Raw genomic sequence first — 18174 nt, forward strand, 5'->3', positions numbered from 1 at the left:
ATCTGGCACCTCCAGCACTCTTGTGGCATAGACGCGCAACGCGGGTGGGGCGCTCTCTCCGCTCGCATCATCATCGCCGGAGATATTTTTCATGCGCCGTTCATTCCTCCTCGCAGGGCTCACCGCCGTCAGCCTCCTTGCCTCCGTCGCGAACAGTGAAGCGCAGCAGCGGATGGCGCGGGTCGGCGTGCTCGAATGCCGCGGAGGCGCCAGCGTAGGCTTCATCGTGGGATCGGTGACCCATCTCGGCTGCGTGCTGCGCGCTGATGGCTTGCCCGAGGACCGCTACGTCGCGACGATCCGCAAGGTCGGCCTCGACATCGGCATCACCCAGGAGACGGCCTTGGCCTGGGGTGTGTTCGCACCGGTTGACCGGCTCGGCCCGGGCGACCTCGCCGGCAATTATGCCGGTGCGCAGGGCAGCGCTTCGGTCGGCGTCGGCCTGGGCGGCAACGTGCTGGTCGGCGGCTCCAACAATTCGATCGCGCTCCAGCCGCTCAGCGTGCAGGGCCAGGTCGGCCTCAACATCGCCGCCGGCCTCGAGAGCCTGGAACTCCGCCCGGGGCGTTGAGCGGCCAGCGGAGCGTGTTTGTTCGCCTCTCCCGCCGGGGAGAGGCGGAACACGGACTGCATCAGGCACTATAAGACTTGATCTAACTGCCGACGCAGCGCAGCGACGTTTGCTGCTTGCCAAATCTCGGGGAGGGGCAGAGCATCTGCGTTTGCCGACCCAATCATGGGCCGAGCTCCACATCAAAGGAGGCGGCGAATGGGACAAGACGTCAGAAGTCCCCGAGGTCCACGGTGCATCGCGCTGGTGGGCCCTTTCCAAAGCGGTAAAACCACACTTCTCGAAGCCATATTGGCGCGAACGGGCGCAATCCCGCGCGCCGGCAGCGTCGATGCCGGAACTTCCGTCGGCGACGCCACGCCAGAGGCCCGTCATCACAAGATGACCGTCGGGCTGACTGCCGCCACCACGAGTTTCATGGGCGACAGCTACACCTTCCTCGATTGTCCCGGGTCCGTCGAATTCGCCCACGACATGCGCGCCGCGCTGCCCGCGATCGATGCGGCGATCGTGGTCTGCGAGGCCGACGAGAAGAAGCTGCCGCAGCTTCAGATCATCCTGCGCGAGCTGGAGGAGCTGAAGATCCCGCGTTTCCTGTTCCTCAACAAGATCGACCGCGCCAGCCAGCGCATCCGCGAGACGCTCGCGATGCTGCAGCCCGCCTCCCGCGTGCCGCTGGTGCTGCGCCAGATTCCGATCTGGAAGGACGAACTGATCGAGGGCTTCGTCGATCTCGCGCTGGAGCGCGCCTTCATCTATCGCGAGCACAAAGCCTCCGAGGTGGTCGCGCTCGAAGGCGGCGATCTCGATCGCGAGAAGGAAGCCCGCTTCTCGATGCTGGAGAAGCTCGCCGATCACGACGATGCGCTGATGGAGCAACTGCTCGAAGACATCCAGCCGCCGCGCGATGCCGTGTTCGACGATCTCGCCCGCGAATTGCGCGACGGGCTGATCTGTCCGGTGCTGCTCGGCGCCGCCGCGCGCGAGAACGGCGTGCTGCGCCTGATGAAGGCGCTGCGTCACGAGGCGCCCGGCATCGCCGAGACCGCAAAGCGCCTCGGTGTGCCCGAGACCAAGGACGCGCTCGGCTATGTGTTCAAGACGCTGCATTCGCAGCATGGCGGAAAGCTGTCGCTGACGCGGCTGCTCGCCGGCCATCTCGACGACGGTGCCACGCTGCAATCGTCCTCCGGCGGCGTGGGGCGGATCTCAGGCATCCTCGCCGTCAACGGTGCCTACGACACCAAGCGCGCCGCGGCAGATGCCGGCGACACGGTGGCGCTTGCCAAGCTCGATCCGATCAAGACCGGCGACACGGTCTCGAACGGCAAGGCGCCGCCCGCGGCATTGATCACGATCGAGCCGACGCCGCCGGTGCTCGCGATTTCGATCGCGGCCACCGATCGCAAGGACGATGTCAAGCTCGGCCAGGCGATGGCGCGGCTGCACGAGGAGGATCCCTCCCTGGTCGTCGTGCAGAATGCCCAGACCCACGACACTGTCTTGTGGGGGCAGGGCGAAATGCATTTGCGCGTCGCCGGCGAACGGCTGCGCGACCGCTTCGGCGTCAAGGTCACCTCGCATCCGCCCGGGATCGGCTACCAGGAGACGATCCGCAAGTCGATCACCCAGCGCGGGCGTCACAAGAAGCAGTCCGGCGGCCACGGCCAGTTCGGCGATGTCGTGCTCGACATCAAGCCGCTGCCGCGCGGCGACGGCTTCAGGTTCGCCGAGAAGGTGGTGGGCGGCGCCGTGCCGCGCAACTACATCCCGGCGGTCGAAGAAGGCGTCGTCGACGGATTGGCGCGCGGTCCGCTCGGCTTCCCCGTCACCGACGTGGAGGTGACGCTGACGGACGGCTCCTATCACAGCGTCGACTCCTCCGACCTCGCCTTCCGCACGGCGGCGCGGATCGGGCTCAACGAAGGCCTGCCGCAATGCCAGCCGGTGCTGCTGGAGCCGATCCACGTGGTCGAGATCGTCTGCCCGACCGAAGCCACCGCCAAGATCAACGCGATCCTGTCGGCGCGGCGCGGCCAGATCCTCGGCTTCGACACCCGCGAGGGCTGGAGCGGCTGGGACTGCGTCCGCGCCATGATGCCGGAAGCCGAGATCGGCGAACTGATCGTGGAGCTGCGCTCGGCCACCGCTGGCGCCGGCAGCTTCACGCGCCAGTTCGATCACATGGCCGAAGTCACCGGCCGCGCCGCCGACCAGATTATCGCCGCGCATCAACACGCGGCGTGAAGCTGTCGCTCGCGCGGTGAGGACCGCGCATTAAGGGAGGCACCGCTCTCTCACGCCCTCTCCCCGTTCGTGCGGGGAGAGGGTGGGGTGAGGGGCTGCCTCCGCGAGCGCGGCGTCTCAATCAGGCCGGCGCCCAGACCACCGTCATTGCGAGCGAAGCGATCCCTCCGCGGAGAGACTCTGGATTGCTTCGTCGCAAGAGCGCCTCGCAATGACGGAGGAGTCAGACGGGCAGCCACTTGCGCTCGCCGCTGGATGATGTATTTTGTATCATTGTATACATCTCAGATATCATTTATAACTGCTGGTAAGTGAGGCCGCGGTGATCACGTCATTCCAGATGCGGGCAGCTCGCGCGCTGCTCGGCATTGACCAGAAAACCCTGGCCGAGCTTGCCGGTGTGTCGTTGCCGACCATCCAGCGGATGGAGGCCTCGACCGGCAATGTGCGTGGCGTGGTCGAGACCCTGATCAAGGTGGTCGAGGCGTTCGAGCGGGCCGGCGTCGAGCTGATCGGCGAGCAGGTTCGCAGCGACAGCGGCGGGCGTGGCGTTCGCCTGAAGGAGTCCGGACCGCCGCGCCGTGTCGGAGCATGATCGGGGCGTTGATCGTGCTCGGGATCAAGATCGGCTAGCGCAACGTCGCAACACGGGACGCACGATGCTTAGGAGCATCGAGGGGCAGCGGAGCAATTTGCTGAGATGAGCATCACAAGCGATCACGCGGGCCGGCTGCACCAGCCGCGTCAGCCGACCTTTGCCGAACTGTATCTGCCGAAGCTCGTCACCGTCTGGCGTGAAGGCTACGGCCTCGAGGATTTCCGCGCCGACGTCTTCGCGGGCCTGACGGTTGCGATCGTGGCGCTGCCGCTGTCGATGGCGATCGCGATCGCCTCGGGCGTGACGCCGGACCGCGGCCTCTACACCGCCGTGGTCGGCGGCTTCATCGCCTCGCTGCTCGGCGGCAGCCGGTTCCAGATCGGCGGCCCCGCCGGCGCGTTCATCGTATTGGTCGCCGCGACCGCGGAGCGCCATGGCGTCGACGGTGTCGTCCTCGCCACCATGATGGCGGGCCTGTTCCTGATCGCCGCGGGCCTGTTGCGGATCGGCACCTACATCAAATTCATTCCCTATCCGGTGACGGTCGGCTTCACCGCCGGCATCGCCGTGATCATCTTCGCCAGCCAGCTCCGCGACCTCTCGGGCATCACGCTCGCGGGCAAGGAGCCCAGCGAATTCGTGCCGAAGCTGCTCGCGCTCGCCGGCGGCCTCGATACCCTCAATCCATCCGCGGTCGCGGTCGCCGTCGTCAGTATCGCCATGATCGCGGCCTTGCGGATCTGGCGGCCGTCCTGGCCCGGTATCCTGATCGCGGTCGTGTTCGCGGCCGTCGCGTGCGCGGTGTTCTCGCTGCCGGTCGAGACCATCGGCTCGCGCTTCGGCGGCATTCCGCGCGAATTGCCCTCGCCAGCCTTGCCCGCGTTCTCGGTTGCGAAGGCGACCGCCGTGCTGCCGGACGCGATCGCGTTCGCGCTGCTGGCCGCGATCGAATCGCTGCTGTCTGCGGTGGTCGCCGACGGCATGACCGGACGCCGTCACCGCTCCAATTGCGAGCTGGTGGCGCAAGGCGCGGCCAATATCGGCTCGGCGCTGTTCGGCGGCATCTGCGTCACCGGCCTGATCGCGCGCACCGCCACCAACATCCGCGCCGGCGCCCGCGGGCCGCTCGCGGGCATGCTGCACGCGGTCTTCCTGCTGCTGTTCATGCTGATTGCGGCGCCGCTTGCGAGCTACATCCCGCTCGCCGCGCTCGCCTCGGTGCTGGTCGTGGTGGCCTGGACCATGGCGGAGAAGCATGAGTTCGGCACTTTGCTGCGCTCGTCATGGGGCGATGCCGTCGTGCTGCTCGCGACCTTCCTGCTGACGATCTTCCGCGACCTGACCGAAGGCATCCTGGTCGGCTTCGCGCTCGGCGCGGTGCTGTTCATCCATCGCATGGCGGAGATGGCGGGCATCGAGGAACGCACGCCGCTGGCTGCGGCCGATCGTCCCGACGACGGCAATGGCGACCGCGTTCCCTACGATTCCGCGCTTGCGGTCGACCGCGACGTGCTGGTCTATCGCATCACCGGTGCGTTCTTCTTCGGCGCGGCCTCCGCGATCGGAGAGGTGCTCGACGCCGTCGCCGACAAGCGCAAGGCCTTTGTGGTCGACTTCGCCGCGGTGCCGTTCCTGGATTCGACGGCGGCCAATGTGCTCGGCCGCGTCGCCGCCAAGGCGCACCGCGAGGGCATCAAGCTGTTCATCACGGGCGCTTCGCCCGCGGTCCGCCGCGTGCTGCTCACCCATGGCGTGACGCCGCCGCGTGCGCGCTATCGCACGAGCCTCGAGCGCGCCATCGCCGACATCAAGGGCGGCGCAAGCGCGGAGGCTGCCGCGAGCTGACGGCACGCCGTTCCCGCGCCGGCCGGCCTGAGCGGCGCTGTGGCGCCCGTGCGCTTGACAGAGCGGGCGCGACGCGAAATGGATCGCTTCGGAATACGACCCCGAGGGAAAAATGACCGCGCCCAGGACGCCTGCAGCCTGTCTGATCGGATGGCCGGCCGCGCATTCGCGCTCGCCGCTGATCCATCGTTACTGGCTGCGCACGCTGGGCATCGAAGGCGGCTACGTCATCGAGGCGGTTCCGCCCGAGGACCTGCGCGATTTCGTGCTGCGGCTGTCGCTGCGCGGCTTCGTCGGCGCCAACGTCACCATCCCGCACAAGGAGGGTGTGCTGGCGCTGTCGACGCCCGACGCCCGCGCCAGGGCCGTGGGCGCGGCCAACACGCTGTGGTTTGCCGATGGCGAGCTGCGCTCGACCAATACCGACGTCGAAGGCTTCATTGGCAATCTCGACGCCAGCGCGCCCGGCTGGGAGGCGGCCGAGGAGGCGCTGGTGCTGGGCGCCGGCGGCTCCTCGCGTGCGGTCGTGTTCGGGTTGCTCGAACGCGGCATCAATCGCGTGCATCTTGCCAATCGCACCGTCGCGCGGGCCGAGGCGCTGGCAAGGCAGTTCGGGCCCAACGTGCATGCCGTAAAATGGGATGGCATCAACGACGTCCTGCCGCGCGCAAAACTTCTCGTGAACACGACCTCGCTCGGCATGCACGGCCAGCCGTCACTCGATGTCGATGTCGCGCGCCTGCCGCAGGTGGCCGTCGTTGCCGACCTCGTCTATGTCCCGCTGGTGACGCCGCTGCTCGCTGCCGCAGCAGCGCGCGGCCTGAGGACCGCCGACGGGCTCGGCATGCTGCTGCATCAGGCGGTGCGCGGCTTCGAACTGTGGTTCGGCCGGAGGCCCGAGGTCACGGCCGAGCTGCGCGCGTTGGTCGAGGCCGATCTCACAAAGACTTGAGAGGGACGCAGCGAATAGCACCCCATCTCCGGAGTTCCACCCCGTAGGGACAATCGGAGACCGAAATGACCATTCAACGCGCAACCTTCACCCGTCCGCTGATCGCCGTCGCGATGGTGGCCATATCGACTTACTGCGCCTTCGCCCAGAGGGCGCCGGTGCCGACGCGGGTGCGCGGCACCATCGAAGCCGTCAACGGCGACACGATGCAGGTCAAGTCGCGCAGCGGCGAGGACGTCAAGCTCCGCATCGCTCCCGACCTGAAGGTGTCAGGGATCACGAAGATCTCGCTCGCCGACATCAAGGTCGGCTCCTTCGTCGGCGCGACCACGGTGCCGGGACCGGACGGCGGCCAGAACGCCGTCGAGGTGCATGTGTTTCCGGAGAGCATGCGCGGCACCGGCGAGGGCTCGCGGCCCTATGACCTCAAGCCCAACTCCAGCATGACCAATGCGACGGTGGCGGAAAGCGTCGTCGGCAATGACGGTCATACGCTGCTGGTCAAGTACAAGGACGGCGAGAAGAAGGTGTTCGTCGCCGACGGCACACCGGTGGTGACCTTCGTGCCCGGTGACAAATCCGACCTGAAGGCCGGAGCCAAGGTCATCGCCTTCGTGCAGCAATTGCCGGATGGCTCGTTCGAGACCAACCGCGTCAGCGTCGGCCGCGACGGCCTGACGCCGCCGATGTGAGAGGGGGCAATCGTAGGGTGGGCAAAGGCGCGCCAGCGCCGTGCCCACGTCTTTCTTGTTCGGCGAAAGGTGGTGGGCACGCTTTCGCTTTGCCCACCCTACGGCACCGTCGCGCTCACACCGCAATGATATGATCGTCGATCTCGTCGATCCGGTTGACGCCGCACAGGCCCATGGTGGTGAGCAGCTCCTTCTGGATGATGTCGATCGCCTTGGCGACGCCGGCCTGGCCGCCGGCGCCGAGGCCATAGGCATAGGCGCGGCCGATCATGCAGGATTTTGCGCCGAGCGCGAGCGCGCGCATCACGTCCTGGCCGGAGCGGATGCCGCCGTCGAACATGATCTCCATCTTGTCGCCGACCGCATCGGCGATCTCGGGCAGCACCTCGATCGAGGACGGCGCGCCGTCGAGCTGACGGCCGCCATGGTTGGACACGACGAGGGCCTGCGCGCCGGTCTTGGCGGCTTCCTCGGCGTCCTCGACGTCGAGGATGCCCTTGATGATCAGCTTGCCCGGCCAGATGCTGCGGACCCACTCGACGTCCTTCCAGCTCAGCGACGTGTCGAACTGCGAGGCGGTCCATTCGGCAAGGCGGTTGAGATCCTCGGTGTTCTTCACGTGACCTGCAATGTTGCCGAAGGTGCGGCGCTTGCCCTGCAGCACGCCGGAGACCCAGCTGGGCTTGCTGGCGAAATCCAGCAGCTTCGACAGCGACCATTCGGGGGGCACCGTCATACCGTTCTTGATGTCGGCGTGGCGCTGGCCGATCACCTGCAGGTCCACGGTCAGCACCAGCGCGCTGCACTTGGCCGCGACCGCACGCTGGATCAATTCCTTGATGAAGCCGCGGTCCTTCATGACGTAGAGCTGAAACCAGAACGGCTTCTCGACGCTGGCGGCGATGTCCTCGATCGAGCAGATCGACATGGTCGATTGCGTGAACGGGATACCGGCGGCCTGTGCGGCGCGGCAGGCGTGGATCTCGCCGTCGCCGTGCTGCATGCCGAGCAGGCCGACGGGCGCGAGCATCAGCGGCATGGTCGAGGGCTCGCCGAGGATCGTGGTCGAGGTGTCGCGCTTGGAGACGTCGACCAGGATGCGCTGGCGGAACTTGATCGCCTGCATGTCCTCGCGGTTGGCGCGCAGCGTCTCCTCGGCATAGGAGCCGCGGTCGCAATAGTCGAAGAATGCCTTCGGCACGCGGCGCTTATGCAGGGCGCGAAGATCGTCGATACAGGTGATATGTTTCATGCTCGTTTCCCCGGCCCGTCTTGTATCCAAAAGTCTTGCTACCTAAGAGGCTTGCATCGGAAGATTTCGAGGTCATCTAGCATGGTTGGATGCACAGCCAAATCGTTTGCGGAAGGTTTTGCAGGAGGCCGCCATGACCAAGCCGCACGCCGGACCTTCACCGGAAGAGATCAAGGAAAAGCATGATCTCGAGGAAGCGCTGGAAGAGGGGCTGGAAGAGACCTTTCCGGGCTCCGACCCCGTCAACGTCACCCAGCCGGCGCCGAGCCGGGAGGATGGCCACGTCAAACGCAGCAGCTAGCGCCGGTTCCGCCTTGTCGGCACTCTCTCGGGAACTGGAGTGTTAACAAGACGTTATTGGAATCGCGGCGGGCCTGGTTCCGTAATGATTTATCATATTTCTTGAAGCCAAGTTAGCCGTGCAGGCATTATAAGACCCCAGCAAATCAGGGATGCGGGGCCTGTTCGGGCAGCCCGTGGTTGTCGAGGGGACTCCCTGATCGTTGCGTTGGGGGACGATTATGAGCCGCAAATATTTCGGGACTGACGGGATTCGGGGCCGCGCCAACGGACTGATCACGCCGGAGCTCGCGCTCAAGGTCGGCCAGGCCGCAGGCCTTGCGTTTCAGCGCGGTGACCACCGCCACCGTGTCGTGATCGGCAAGGACACCCGCCTCTCGGGCTACATGATCGAATACGCGATGGTCGCCGGCTTCACCTCGGTCGGCATGGACGTGCTGCTGGTCGGCCCGATGCCGACGCCGGCGGTCGCGATGCTGACCAAGTCGATGCGCGCCGATCTCGGCGTCATGATCTCGGCGTCGCACAATCTGTTCGAGGACAACGGCATCAAGCTGTTCGGCCCGCAGGGCTTCAAGCTCTCCGACGACGTCGAGAGGCAGATCGAGCAGCTGCTCGACGAATCGCTCGACAAGAGGCTGGCACAGAGTGCGAGCTTGGGCCGCGCCCGCCGTATCGACGGCGTGCACGACCGCTACATCGAATTCGCCAAGCGCACGCTGCCGCGCGATCTGTCGCTCGACGGCCTGCGCGTCGTGGTCGATTGCGCCAACGGCGCCGCCTACAAGGTGGTGCCGGAAGCGCTGTGGGAGCTCGGCGCCGACGTCGTGCCGATCGGTGTCGAGCCCGATGGCTTCAACATCAACAAGGAATGCGGCTCGACCTCGCCGGAAGCGCTGTCGAAGAAGGTGCGGGAGATGCGCGCCGACATCGGCATCGCGCTCGACGGCGATGCCGATCGCGTCATCCTGGTCGATGAGCGCGGCCATATCGTCGACGGCGACCAGCTGCTCGCGGTCATTGCACAGAGCTGGAAGGAAGACGGCCGGCTGTCGCGGCCGGGTATCGTCGCCACCGTGATGTCCAATCTCGGGCTCGAGCGCTTCCTGAACGGGCAGGGGCTCGATCTCGTCCGCACGCCGGTCGGCGACCGCTACGTGCTCGAGCAGATGCTGAGCGGCGGCTACAATCTCGGCGGCGAGCAGTCCGGCCACATCATCCTGTCCGACTACGCCACCACCGGCGACGGCTTCGTGGCGGCGTTGCAGGTGCTGGCGGTGGTGCAGAAGCTGCGCCGCCCCGTGTCCGAGGTCTGCCACCGCTTCGATCCGCTGCCGCAGATCCTCAAGAACGTCCGCCACAAGGGCGGCAAGCCGCTCGACGATTCCGACGTCAAGTCGGCGATCTCCGACGGCGAGAAGCGGCTCAACGGCCACGGCCGCCTGCTGATCCGCTCCTCCGGCACCGAGCCGGTGATCCGCGTCATGGGCGAGGGCGAGGATCGCAACCTGGTCGAGGACGTCGTCGACACCATCGTCTCCGCGCTGGGCCAGGCCGCGGCGTAAGCCACATATCGCAGGGTGGGCAAAGCGACTTGTCCGCCGTAGCTCGAAGAGCGAAGGCGGAAGCGTGCCCACGCTTCTGTTTCCGTATCGGACAGATGGTGGGCACGGCGCGTTGCGCCTTTGCCTATCCTACGATAGCGGACTCGCGGAGAAGGTAGGACGCGCGCATCCCAGCTATCGAGGATTGGTGGTGGTTCGGCCGCCGTCGGCATCGTAGTTAGGCGTTGCGGCGGTTCGCCGCGCCGGGATCGCTGCATTGAACAAGCCTGTCGTCGTCTCAGAGGAAACGCTGACCGAGCCCGTCGTCGTCGCTGAGATGGCGCCGGCCGCCAAGGCCGCGGGGCCGGCTTATATCGTGCTCGCCGGCATCAGCTTCTCGCACTTCCTCAACGACACCATGCAGTCGCTGATCGCCTCGGTGTATCCGATCCTGAAGGACACCTACGCGCTCGATTTCGCGCAGATCGGCATGATCACGCTCGCCTTCCAGTTCACGGCCTCGCTGCTGCAGCCCGTGGTCGGGCACTACACCGACAAGAAGGCGCAGCCTTACTCGCTGGCGATCGGCATGGCCTCGACCTTCTTCGGCCTGCTGCTGCTCAGCGCCGCGCAGCAATATCTCGTCATCCTCGTCGCCGCCGCGCTGGTTGGCCTCGGCTCGGCGGTGTTTCACCCGGAGTCCGCGCGCATCGCGCGGCTCGCCTCCGGCGGCCGCTACGGCTTTGCGCAATCGGTGTTCCAGCTCGGCGGCAGCTTCGGCACCTCGATGGGGCCGGTGCTGGCGGCGCTGATCGTGGTGCCGTTCGGGCAGGGCAGCATCGCCTGGTTCTCCTCGATCGCGTTCCTGGCGATCCTCATCCTGTGGCGCATCGGCCGCTGGTACGCGCCGCAGATCAAGGCGAAGAAGATGGCGGCGGTTCAAGCCCATCCCGACGCGCCGAGCTCGCGCCGCGTCGCCGTCGCGCTGCTCGTGCTGGTGGCGCTGCTGTTCTCGAAACAGCTCTACGTCTCGAGCCTGTCGAGCTACTACATCTTCTATTTGATCGACCGCTTCGGCGTGTCGACGCAGGCCGCGCAGATCTACCTGTTCATCTTCCTGGCGGCGAACGCGGTCGGCGCGTTTCTCGGTGGCCCGCTCGGCGATCGCTTCGGCCGCAAGATCGTGATCTGGATGTCGATCCTCGGCGCGCTGCCGTTCACGCTGGCATTGCCCCATGCCGGGCTCGCTGCCAGCGCGGTGCTCAGTATCGTCATCGGCCTGATCATCTCCTCGACGACGTCGTCGATCATCGTGTTCGCGCAGGAGCTGGTGCCGCATCGCTTCGGCATGATCTCCGGCGTGTTCTTCGGCGTTGCCTTCGGCATCGGGGGCCTTGGGGCCGCCGTGCTCGGCAAGCTCGCCGACCACACCTCGATCGAGTTCGTCTACCAGGTCTGCGCTTATCTGCCGGCGATCGGCCTGCTTGCGGTGTTCCTGCCCAAGCTGCCGCGGCACACGCGTTAACGCGCCCTCTCTCGCTGCAGCGCACGTTCACGGATCGTTAGCAATTGCGGCCAAGTCGCCGCACTTGATGCGGCATTCCTGCAACGCTCACGCGCCGTGCACGCGAGCGGTGAGAAAAAATCAACCTTAAAAATTAGGGTTAAGTGGCGCTTAAACATTTGCTGGCATCGTCCGCTCCGTGAGTTTCCAGAACGTGAGGCCTGCGTATTTGCCTCACCGGCCAAAAGGACGAAGCCAATGCGTAGCGTTAAGTCTCTCCTTGCCGCGGGTGCGGCAACCCTGATCTCGTCGATGGCTTTCGGCGCGGACATGCCGATCGCGGCGCCCCCGCCCATGTACGCGCCGCCCGCTCCGCCGGCCGACTTCGGCGGCTGGTATCTGCGCGGCGACATCGGCATGACCAACCAGAGCGCCAAGCGCATCGAGAGCGCCCTGCCGGCCGGGTATTCGAAGACGACGGAAGGCATCGGCTTCGACTCCTCGCCGCTGTTCGGTCTCGGCGTCGGCTATCGCTTCAACAACTGGTTCCGCGGCGACGTGATCGGGCAGTATCGCGGCAAGGCCAACCTGCACGGTGCCGACAACGTCATCGGGCCCGGCTTCGTCGGCTCCAACAATTACAGCGGCAGCAAGTCCGAATGGGTCGTCATGGCCAACGCCTATGTCGATCTCGGCACCTGGTGGTGCATCACTCCGTTCATCGGCGCGGGTGTCGGCGGTTCCTATAACAAGATCAGCGGCTTCCGCGACGACGGCGTGTCGTACAGCCCGTTGCTCAACAACAGCGTCGCCTACTTCGCCGACAACGGAAAGTGGAATTTTGCCTGGGCCGCTCACGCGGGCCTCGCCTACAAGGTCAATCCCGGGTTCACGGTCGAACTGGCCTACAGCTACATGAACCTCGGCGACGCAGCGCCCGGCAATTACCGCCTTTTCGACAACAGCGCCTCGGGCCCGACCACGATCAAGATCAAGGAGCTCACCTCGCACGACGTCAAGCTCGGCGTGCGCTGGGATCTCAACAGCCCGCCGGTCTACGCGCCGCCGCCGCTCGTCACCAAAGGCTGATCGCAAGCCTCATCACTTAAGCTTTCTTAACGGCGCGGGAGCAACCCGCGCCGTTTTGCTTTGCGTATTTTTCATGGCGAGCAGCGGCGAAGGCGGCTCACGCAACCATTGGTTAAGGTTAACGGGCCATGATCATCGCAACAGTTCGAGTCCGATGGAGCGTTGCGATGCGTGGGCTTTTGTTGGCGGCAGCGATGTTGGGGACGGTGTCTGCCGCGCACGCGGCCGATATGCCTGACCTGCCGATCCTGCGCGGCAGCTTCACCGACGGGCTGACGAGATCGGCCGTCAACTGGCAGGGCTCGTATATCGGAGCGCAGGCCGGCTATGGCTCGTCCGACGAGAACTTCAACGGCTCGACCAGCAACATGATGGCCGCCTTGTTGGCGGATACGCTGATCGAGAGCTCGATGGGCGTGTCCCAGTGGAATCTCGGACTGGGCAAAGCCTCGCAGCGCACGACCGGTTACGGCGCCTTCGTCGGCTACAACGCGCAATGGGACGATGTCGTGATGGGCATCGAAGTGAGCTGGCTGCACGGCAAGTTCGGGGGGATGACGTCGGCCAGCGAAAGGCGCGTCAGCGCCACCGCTCTGTCAGACGGCAATTTCCATGATGTCACGGCGACGTCCACGTCTTCGATCAGCATCAGCGACATCGGAACGTTCCGCGGCCGCGCCGCTTACGCATGGGGATGCTTCCTGCCCTACATGTTCGGGGGTCTCGCGCTCGGCAATGCCGATATCATACGTACCGTCAACGTGCAGGATCGCGTCAGTCCGACCCAGTTTGGGATTTACACGCCGCTGGCGCCGTTGAGCTCGACCGATGCCCAGCATAGTCACCTGATCTACGGCTACACGGCCGGTGTCGGTGTCGATGTCAATCTGGTCGGCGGCCTGTTCGTGCGCGCGGAGTATGAATACATTCGCTTCGCCGCCCAGGTCGACACCAGCATCAACACCGTCCGCGCCGGCCTCGGCTACAAGTTCTGACGCAAGGTCGCCGCGCCGCAGTTGACAGTTTCGCTCCGTCCTGATGCTCTGTCGCTCCATAGCGGGGCGGCGGCGATGAAGGTCTACGGCGACAGCAATTCCGGAAACTGTCTGAAGGTGAAGTGGGTCTGCGATCATCTCGCATTGCCCTACCAGTGGGTCGAGATCGACACCCGCAAGGGCGAGACGCGCACGGCGCAATTCCTCGAGATGAACGGCGCCGGCCAGGTGCCCACGGTCGCGTTCGACGACGGCCGCACGCTGGCGCAGTCCAACGCCATCATCCGCTATCTCGCCCGCGACAGCGCGCTCGTTCCGCGCGACGCCTTTGTGGCCGCGAAGATGGATGAATGGCTGTTCTGGGAGCAGTACAGCCACGAGCCCTATATCGCGGTGTGCCGCTTCCTGCTCGTCTATCTCGGCAAGGACGCATCCGAGCTCGACCCCGAGAAGGTCAAGCGCGGCTATGCGGCACTCGACCGCATGGAGCAGCATCTGGCGGCCAGCCGTTTCTTCGCCGGCGAAGCGGTTTCGCTCGCCGACGTCTCGCTGCTCGCTTATACCCGCGTGGCGCACGAAGGCGGCTTCGACCTCGACCGCTATGCTTCCGTCCGCCGCTGGATCGGCGACGTCGAAGCGTTTCTTGGTCTTCCGCCGGCGCGCTGAGGTTGGAGTTTTCGACATGAGCACCGTCTCGATTCGCGGCGCCCGCCGCGACGACGTTCCCGCGATCGTGGCGATGCTGGCCGACGATCATCTCGGCCGCGCGCGCGAGCGCGTCGAGGATCCGTTGCCCGCCGCTTATTACGACGCGTTCGCGCGGATCGAGCGCGATCCGAACCTCGCGCTCGTGGTGGCCGAGAGCGAGGGCAGGGTGGTCGGCTGCCTGCAACTCGCGATCCTGCCGGGCATCAGCTCGCAAGGCGGCAGTCGCGGTCTGCTCGAGGACGTGCGCGTTGCCACCGATTGTCGCAGCCGCGGCATCGGCGAGCAATTGGTGCAATGGGCGGTGGCGGAGGCCAAGGCACGCGGCTGCAATCTGGTTGAATTGCTGACGCACCACACGCGAACCGACGCGCAGCGCTTCTACAAGCGGCTTGGATTCACGGCGAGTCACGTCGGTATGACCGTCCGCTTTTGAGGCAGCATCGCGCGCGAGCGTTGCACAATCAGTAAATTCAGAGCGCGCATTCGTTCGTGTTAAGAGCCGGTAAACTACCCGCCGGTCGTTCACGTTGATGAAGGAACGAACGGTGCTAGGCAGCGTCAGAAACCGGGCTCGGTCGGTTCGGGGATTTCGATGACAAGCTATTCCATGATCAAGGTCGGCAACGATTACGTCGTGCAGGCCAACGACAAATGCATTTTGAAAGTCGGCAGCCGCCGCCGGGCCGCGCAATTGATCAGCGAGGCCACGGACTTGCTGAATGCGCTCGCGGTCGTGGAATCCCCCGATATCGCACCGGAAGCGCCTACACCCCAGCGTGAGACGCCGGAACTTCCTTGACTGCTCTGCCCGATTCCCGTATCAGCCGCGGCGGGACACCTCCCCCCAACGGGAGGCTTACTATCTGGAAGGGTAGACGATGACTGTAGCGAAGCCCGCTTCGCGGCCGACCGTGCCGCATTTCTCCTCCGGCCCCTGTGCCAAGCGCCCCGGCTGGAACGCCCAAAATCTCAAGGAGGCAGCGCTCGGCCGCTCGCATCGCGCGAAGGTCGGCAAGGCCAAGCTCAAGCTCGCGATCGATCTGACGCGCGAAGTGCTCGAGGTGCCCGCCGATTACCGCATCGGCATCGTGCCGGCCTCGGATACCGGCGCGGTCGAGATGGCGTTGTGGTCGCTGCTCGGAGCAAAGCCCGTCACCACGCTCGCCTGGGAATCCTTCGGCGAAGGCTGGGTCAGCGACATCGTCAAGGAATTGAAGCTCAAGGACGTCACCAAGCTCAACGCAGCCTATGGTGAAATCCCCGATCTCTCCAAGGTCGATCCCAAGAGCGACGTCGTCTTCACCTGGAACGGCACCACCTCCGGCGTACGGGTGCCGAACGCCGACTGGATCAGCGCGACCCGCGAAGGCCTGACCATCTGCGACGCGACGTCCGCAGCCTTTGCGCAGCCGCTCGACTGGGCCAAGCTCGACGTCGTCACCTTCTCCTGGCAGAAGGCGCTCGGCGGTGAAGCCGCGCACGGCATGCTGATCCTGTCGCCCCGCGCGGTGGAACGGCTCGAGACCTACAAGCCGGCCTGGCCGCTGCCGAAGATCTTCCGCATGACCAAGGGCGGCAAGATCAACGAGGGCATCTTCGTCGGCGAGACCATCAACACGCCGTCGATGCTCTGCGTCGAGGATTATCTCGATGCGCTGAACTGGGCCAAGTCGATCGGCGGCCTCAAGGCGCTGATCGCGCGTGCCGACGCCAACACCAAGGTGCTCGCCGACTGGAAGGCGAAGACGCCCTGGATCGACTTCCTGGCCAAGGACGCTTCGATCCGCTCCAACACCTCGGTGTGCCTCAAGTTCACCGATCCCGCGATCACCTCGCTGTCCGAGGACGCGCAAGCCGAGTTCTCCAAGAAGCTGGTCGCCCTCGTCGAGAAGGAAGGCGCCGGTTACGACTTCGCCTATTACCGCGATGCGCCGGCCGGCCTGCGCATCTGGTGCGGCGCCACGGTCGAAGCAAAGGACGTCGAACTGCTGACGCAGTGGATCGACTGGGCCTTCGCCGAGACCAAGGCCGCTCTGCCCAAGGCGGCGTGAGTTCTCTTCGCCTCTCCCCGTTCTTACGGGGAGAGGCCGGGTCGCGCAGCGATCCGGGTGAGGGGCTCTCTCCACGAGCACTTCGCCTGTGGCTGCCCCTCACCCCAGCCCTCTCCCCGTAAGAACGGGGAGAGGGAGAGCAAGACGCTTCCAAGTCACTCAGGCATTTCCGGCCCTCGGGCCGATCCTCTCTCAGGGACGGTGAAGGACACATCCCCATGACCAAACCCAAAGTTCTCATCTCCGACGCGCTCTCGCCCGCTGCCGTTCAGATCTTCAAAGACCGCGGTGTCGAGGTCGATTTCCAGCCCAATCTCGGCAAGGACAAGGACAAGCTCGCCGAGATCATCGGCAATTATGACGGGCTTGCGATCCGCTCGGCGACCAAGGCGACCGCCAAGATCCTGGAGAGGGCGACCAACCTCAAGGTGATCGGCCGCGCCGGCATCGGCGTCGACAACGTCGAGATCCCCGCCGCCACGGCCAAGGGCATCATCGTGATGAACACGCCGTTCGGCAATTCGATCACGACCGCCGAGCACGCCATCACCCTGATGCTGGCGCTCGCCCGCGAGATCCCGCAGGCCGATGCCTCGACCCAGGCCGGCAAGTGGGAGAAGAACCGCTTCATGGGCGTCGAGATCACCGGCAAGGTGCTGGGCGTCGTCGGCTGCGGCAATATCGGCTCGATCGTCGCCGACCGCGCGCTCGGCCTGCGCATGAAGGTGATCGCGTTCGACCCGTTCCTGTCGCCGGAGCGCGCCAAGGACATCGGCGTCGAGAAGGTCGAGCTCGACGACCTGCTCAGGCGCGCCGACTTCATCACGCTGCACACGCCGCTGACCGAGAAGACCAGGAACATCATCGACGCGGCGGCGATCGCCAAGATGAAGAAGGGCGTGCGCCTGATCAACTGCGCCCGCGGCGGTCTCGTCGACGAGCAGGCGGTGGTCGATGCGCTCAACTCCAAGCACATCGCCGGTGCCGCCTTCGACGTCTTCGTCGAGGAGCCCGCGAGCAAGAACGTGCTGTTCGGCCATCCCAACGTGATCTGCACGCCGCATCTCGGCGCCTCCACCACCGAGGCGCAGGAGAACGTCGCGCTGCAGGTCGCCGAGCAGATGTCGGATTATCTGCTCACCGGCGCGATCTCGAACGCGGTCAACTTCCCCTCGATCACGGCGGAAGAAGCGCCGAAGCTGAAGCCGTTCATCTCGCTCGCCGAGAAGCTCGGCTCGTTCGCCGGCCAGCTCACCGAGAGCGGCATCCTCAAGGTCGAGATCACCTATGAGGGCCACGTCGCCGAGATGAAGATCAAAGCGATCACCTCGGCCGTGCTGTCCGGCCTGCTGCGCCCGATGCTGGGCGAGGTCAACGTCGTGTCCGCGCCCGTCGTCGCCAAGGAGCGCGGCATGGTGGTGGACGAGATCGTGCGCGCCGCCCAGAGCGACTATGAGAGCCTGATCACCGTCACCGTCACCACCGAGCGGCAGGAGCGGTCGGTCTCGGGCACCGTCTATGCCGACGGCAAGCCGCGCCTCGTCGACATCAAGGGCATCCGGGTCGACGCCGAGTTCGGCAAGTCGATGATCTACGTGACCAACGAGGACAAGCCGGGCTTTATCGGCAGGTTCGCGAGCCTGCTCGGCGACGCCAAGCTCAACATCGCCACCTTCCATCTCGGCCGCGTCGCGCCCGGCAGCGATGCCATCGCCCTCGTCGAGGTCGACGGCGCGGTGCCGGCCGACCTGCTCGCCAAGGTGCAGGCGCTGCCGCAGGTCAAGCAGGTCAAGGCGCTGACGTTCTGAACGCTCACCGTCGTCATG

Annotated in this window: 17 protein-coding genes; 16 read left to right on the forward strand and 1 reads right to left on the reverse strand. The window is 65.6% G+C overall.

The genetic code is table 11. The features are described from left to right. Window positions 1-91: 91 nt before the first annotated feature. The 6 genes from E4K64_RS18940 to E4K64_RS18970 all read left to right on the forward strand — a co-directional run bounded on the left by E4K64_RS18940 (window position 92) and on the right by E4K64_RS18970 (window position 6905). Window positions 92-571 carry a DUF992 domain-containing protein gene (locus E4K64_RS18940; RefSeq protein ID WP_135164875.1) on the forward strand — a complete coding sequence of 160 codons (480 nt, stop codon included), beginning with the start codon at window positions 92-94 and terminating at the stop codon, window positions 569-571. Between the two features lie 198 nt (window positions 572-769). Then, a complete protein-coding gene (locus tag E4K64_RS18945; protein ID WP_135164876.1) occupies window positions 770-2818 on the forward strand; it encodes an elongation factor G in 2049 nt (682 codons plus the stop codon). A 322-nt stretch (window positions 2819-3140) separates the two neighbouring features. Then, the gene (locus tag E4K64_RS18955) at window positions 3141-3413 is read left to right on the forward strand and encodes a helix-turn-helix domain-containing protein (protein WP_135164878.1); all 273 of its coding nucleotides are present in this window, start codon (window positions 3141-3143) and stop codon (window positions 3411-3413) included. Between the two features lie 105 nt (window positions 3414-3518). Next, window positions 3519-5261 (forward strand): SulP family inorganic anion transporter, encoded by a 1743-nt coding sequence (locus E4K64_RS18960; RefSeq protein WP_135164879.1) that lies wholly within the window; start codon window positions 3519-3521, stop codon window positions 5259-5261. Window positions 5262-5373: 112 nt separating this feature from the next. Continuing rightward, a complete protein-coding gene (locus E4K64_RS18965) occupies window positions 5374-6213 on the forward strand; it encodes a shikimate dehydrogenase (RefSeq protein ID WP_135164880.1) in 840 nt (279 codons plus the stop codon). 65 nt (window positions 6214-6278) lie between these two features. Beyond that, window positions 6279-6905: a hypothetical protein gene (locus E4K64_RS18970; RefSeq protein WP_135164881.1), complete on the forward strand. Its 627-nt coding sequence runs from the start codon at window positions 6279-6281 to the stop codon at window positions 6903-6905. Window positions 6906-7020: 115 nt separating this feature from the next. On the opposite strand, the gene E4K64_RS18975 is transcribed toward E4K64_RS18970, so the two are convergent. After that, a complete protein-coding gene (locus tag E4K64_RS18975; RefSeq protein ID WP_135164882.1) occupies window positions 7021-8157 on the reverse strand; it encodes an alpha-hydroxy acid oxidase in 1137 nt (378 codons plus the stop codon). A gap of 133 nt (window positions 8158-8290) precedes the next feature. On the opposite strand from E4K64_RS18975, the gene E4K64_RS40395 reads away from it, so the two are divergent. The 10 genes from E4K64_RS40395 to serA all read left to right on the forward strand — a co-directional run bounded on the left by E4K64_RS40395 (window position 8291) and on the right by serA (window position 18156). After that, the gene (locus E4K64_RS40395) at window positions 8291-8458 is read left to right on the forward strand and encodes a hypothetical protein (protein WP_167772118.1); all 168 of its coding nucleotides are present in this window, start codon (window positions 8291-8293) and stop codon (window positions 8456-8458) included. A gap of 220 nt (window positions 8459-8678) precedes the next feature. Beyond that, window positions 8679-10022, forward strand: coding sequence for a phosphoglucosamine mutase (glmM, locus tag E4K64_RS18980; protein WP_135164883.1), 1344 nt, complete (start codon window positions 8679-8681; stop codon window positions 10020-10022). Between the two features lie 256 nt (window positions 10023-10278). Next, on the forward strand, window positions 10279-11526 hold the full coding sequence (locus E4K64_RS18985; RefSeq protein ID WP_135164884.1) for an MFS transporter: 1248 nt from the start codon (window positions 10279-10281) through the stop codon (window positions 11524-11526). A 237-nt stretch (window positions 11527-11763) separates the two neighbouring features. Continuing rightward, entirely contained in the window at window positions 11764-12594 is an 831-nt protein-coding gene (locus E4K64_RS18990) for an outer membrane protein (protein WP_135164885.1), read from the forward strand. Between the two features lie 167 nt (window positions 12595-12761). After that, complete coding sequence (locus E4K64_RS18995; RefSeq protein ID WP_209311972.1) at window positions 12762-13589, forward strand: outer membrane protein; 828 nt, start codon at window positions 12762-12764, stop codon at window positions 13587-13589. A 75-nt stretch (window positions 13590-13664) separates the two neighbouring features. Continuing rightward, on the forward strand, window positions 13665-14255 hold the full coding sequence (locus tag E4K64_RS19000) for a glutathione S-transferase family protein (protein ID WP_135164886.1): 591 nt from the start codon (window positions 13665-13667) through the stop codon (window positions 14253-14255). A gap of 16 nt (window positions 14256-14271) precedes the next feature. After that, on the forward strand, window positions 14272-14730 hold the full coding sequence (locus E4K64_RS19005) for a GNAT family N-acetyltransferase (RefSeq protein WP_135164887.1): 459 nt from the start codon (window positions 14272-14274) through the stop codon (window positions 14728-14730). 174 nt (window positions 14731-14904) lie between these two features. Further along, window positions 14905-15096: a hypothetical protein gene (locus tag E4K64_RS19010; protein WP_235884705.1), complete on the forward strand. Its 192-nt coding sequence runs from the start codon at window positions 14905-14907 to the stop codon at window positions 15094-15096. Window positions 15097-15175: 79 nt separating this feature from the next. Further along, complete coding sequence (locus tag E4K64_RS19015) at window positions 15176-16348, forward strand: phosphoserine transaminase (protein WP_135164889.1); 1173 nt, start codon at window positions 15176-15178, stop codon at window positions 16346-16348. A 218-nt stretch (window positions 16349-16566) separates the two neighbouring features. Continuing rightward, a complete protein-coding gene (serA, locus tag E4K64_RS19020; RefSeq protein ID WP_135164890.1) occupies window positions 16567-18156 on the forward strand; it encodes a phosphoglycerate dehydrogenase in 1590 nt (529 codons plus the stop codon). Window positions 18157-18174: the final 18 nt, after the last annotated feature.

Source organism: Bradyrhizobium frederickii (assembly GCF_004570865.1).
In the GTDB taxonomy this organism is placed as follows: Bacteria; Pseudomonadota; Alphaproteobacteria; order Rhizobiales; family Xanthobacteraceae; genus Bradyrhizobium; species Bradyrhizobium frederickii.

Bases quoted from the DNA above. Each gene is read 5' to 3' on its own strand.
- E4K64_RS18940 (WP_135164875.1), top strand. From the start codon at position 92: ATGCGCCGTTCATTCCTCCTCGCAGGGCTCACCGCCGTCAGCCTCCTT.
- E4K64_RS18945 (WP_135164876.1), top strand. From the start codon at position 770: ATGGGACAAGACGTCAGAAGTCCCCGAGGTCCACGGTGCATCGCGCTG.
- E4K64_RS18960 (WP_135164879.1), top strand. From the start codon at position 3,519: ATGAGCATCACAAGCGATCACGCGGGCCGGCTGCACCAGCCGCGTCAG.
- E4K64_RS18965 (WP_135164880.1), top strand. From the start codon at position 5,374: ATGACCGCGCCCAGGACGCCTGCAGCCTGTCTGATCGGATGGCCGGCC.
- E4K64_RS18970 (WP_135164881.1), top strand. From the start codon at position 6,279: ATGACCATTCAACGCGCAACCTTCACCCGTCCGCTGATCGCCGTCGCG.
- E4K64_RS18975 (WP_135164882.1), bottom strand. From the start codon at position 8,157: ATGAAACATATCACCTGTATCGACGATCTTCGCGCCCTGCATAAGCGC.
- E4K64_RS40395 (WP_167772118.1), top strand. From the start codon at position 8,291: ATGACCAAGCCGCACGCCGGACCTTCACCGGAAGAGATCAAGGAAAAG.
- glmM (WP_135164883.1), top strand. From the start codon at position 8,679: ATGAGCCGCAAATATTTCGGGACTGACGGGATTCGGGGCCGCGCCAAC.
- E4K64_RS18990 (WP_135164885.1), top strand. From the start codon at position 11,764: ATGCGTAGCGTTAAGTCTCTCCTTGCCGCGGGTGCGGCAACCCTGATC.
- E4K64_RS18995 (WP_209311972.1), top strand. From the start codon at position 12,762: ATGCGTGGGCTTTTGTTGGCGGCAGCGATGTTGGGGACGGTGTCTGCC.
- E4K64_RS19000 (WP_135164886.1), top strand. From the start codon at position 13,665: ATGAAGGTCTACGGCGACAGCAATTCCGGAAACTGTCTGAAGGTGAAG.
- E4K64_RS19005 (WP_135164887.1), top strand. From the start codon at position 14,272: ATGAGCACCGTCTCGATTCGCGGCGCCCGCCGCGACGACGTTCCCGCG.
- E4K64_RS19010 (WP_235884705.1), top strand. From the start codon at position 14,905: ATGATCAAGGTCGGCAACGATTACGTCGTGCAGGCCAACGACAAATGC.
- E4K64_RS19015 (WP_135164889.1), top strand. From the start codon at position 15,176: ATGACTGTAGCGAAGCCCGCTTCGCGGCCGACCGTGCCGCATTTCTCC.
- serA (WP_135164890.1), top strand. From the start codon at position 16,567: ATGACCAAACCCAAAGTTCTCATCTCCGACGCGCTCTCGCCCGCTGCC.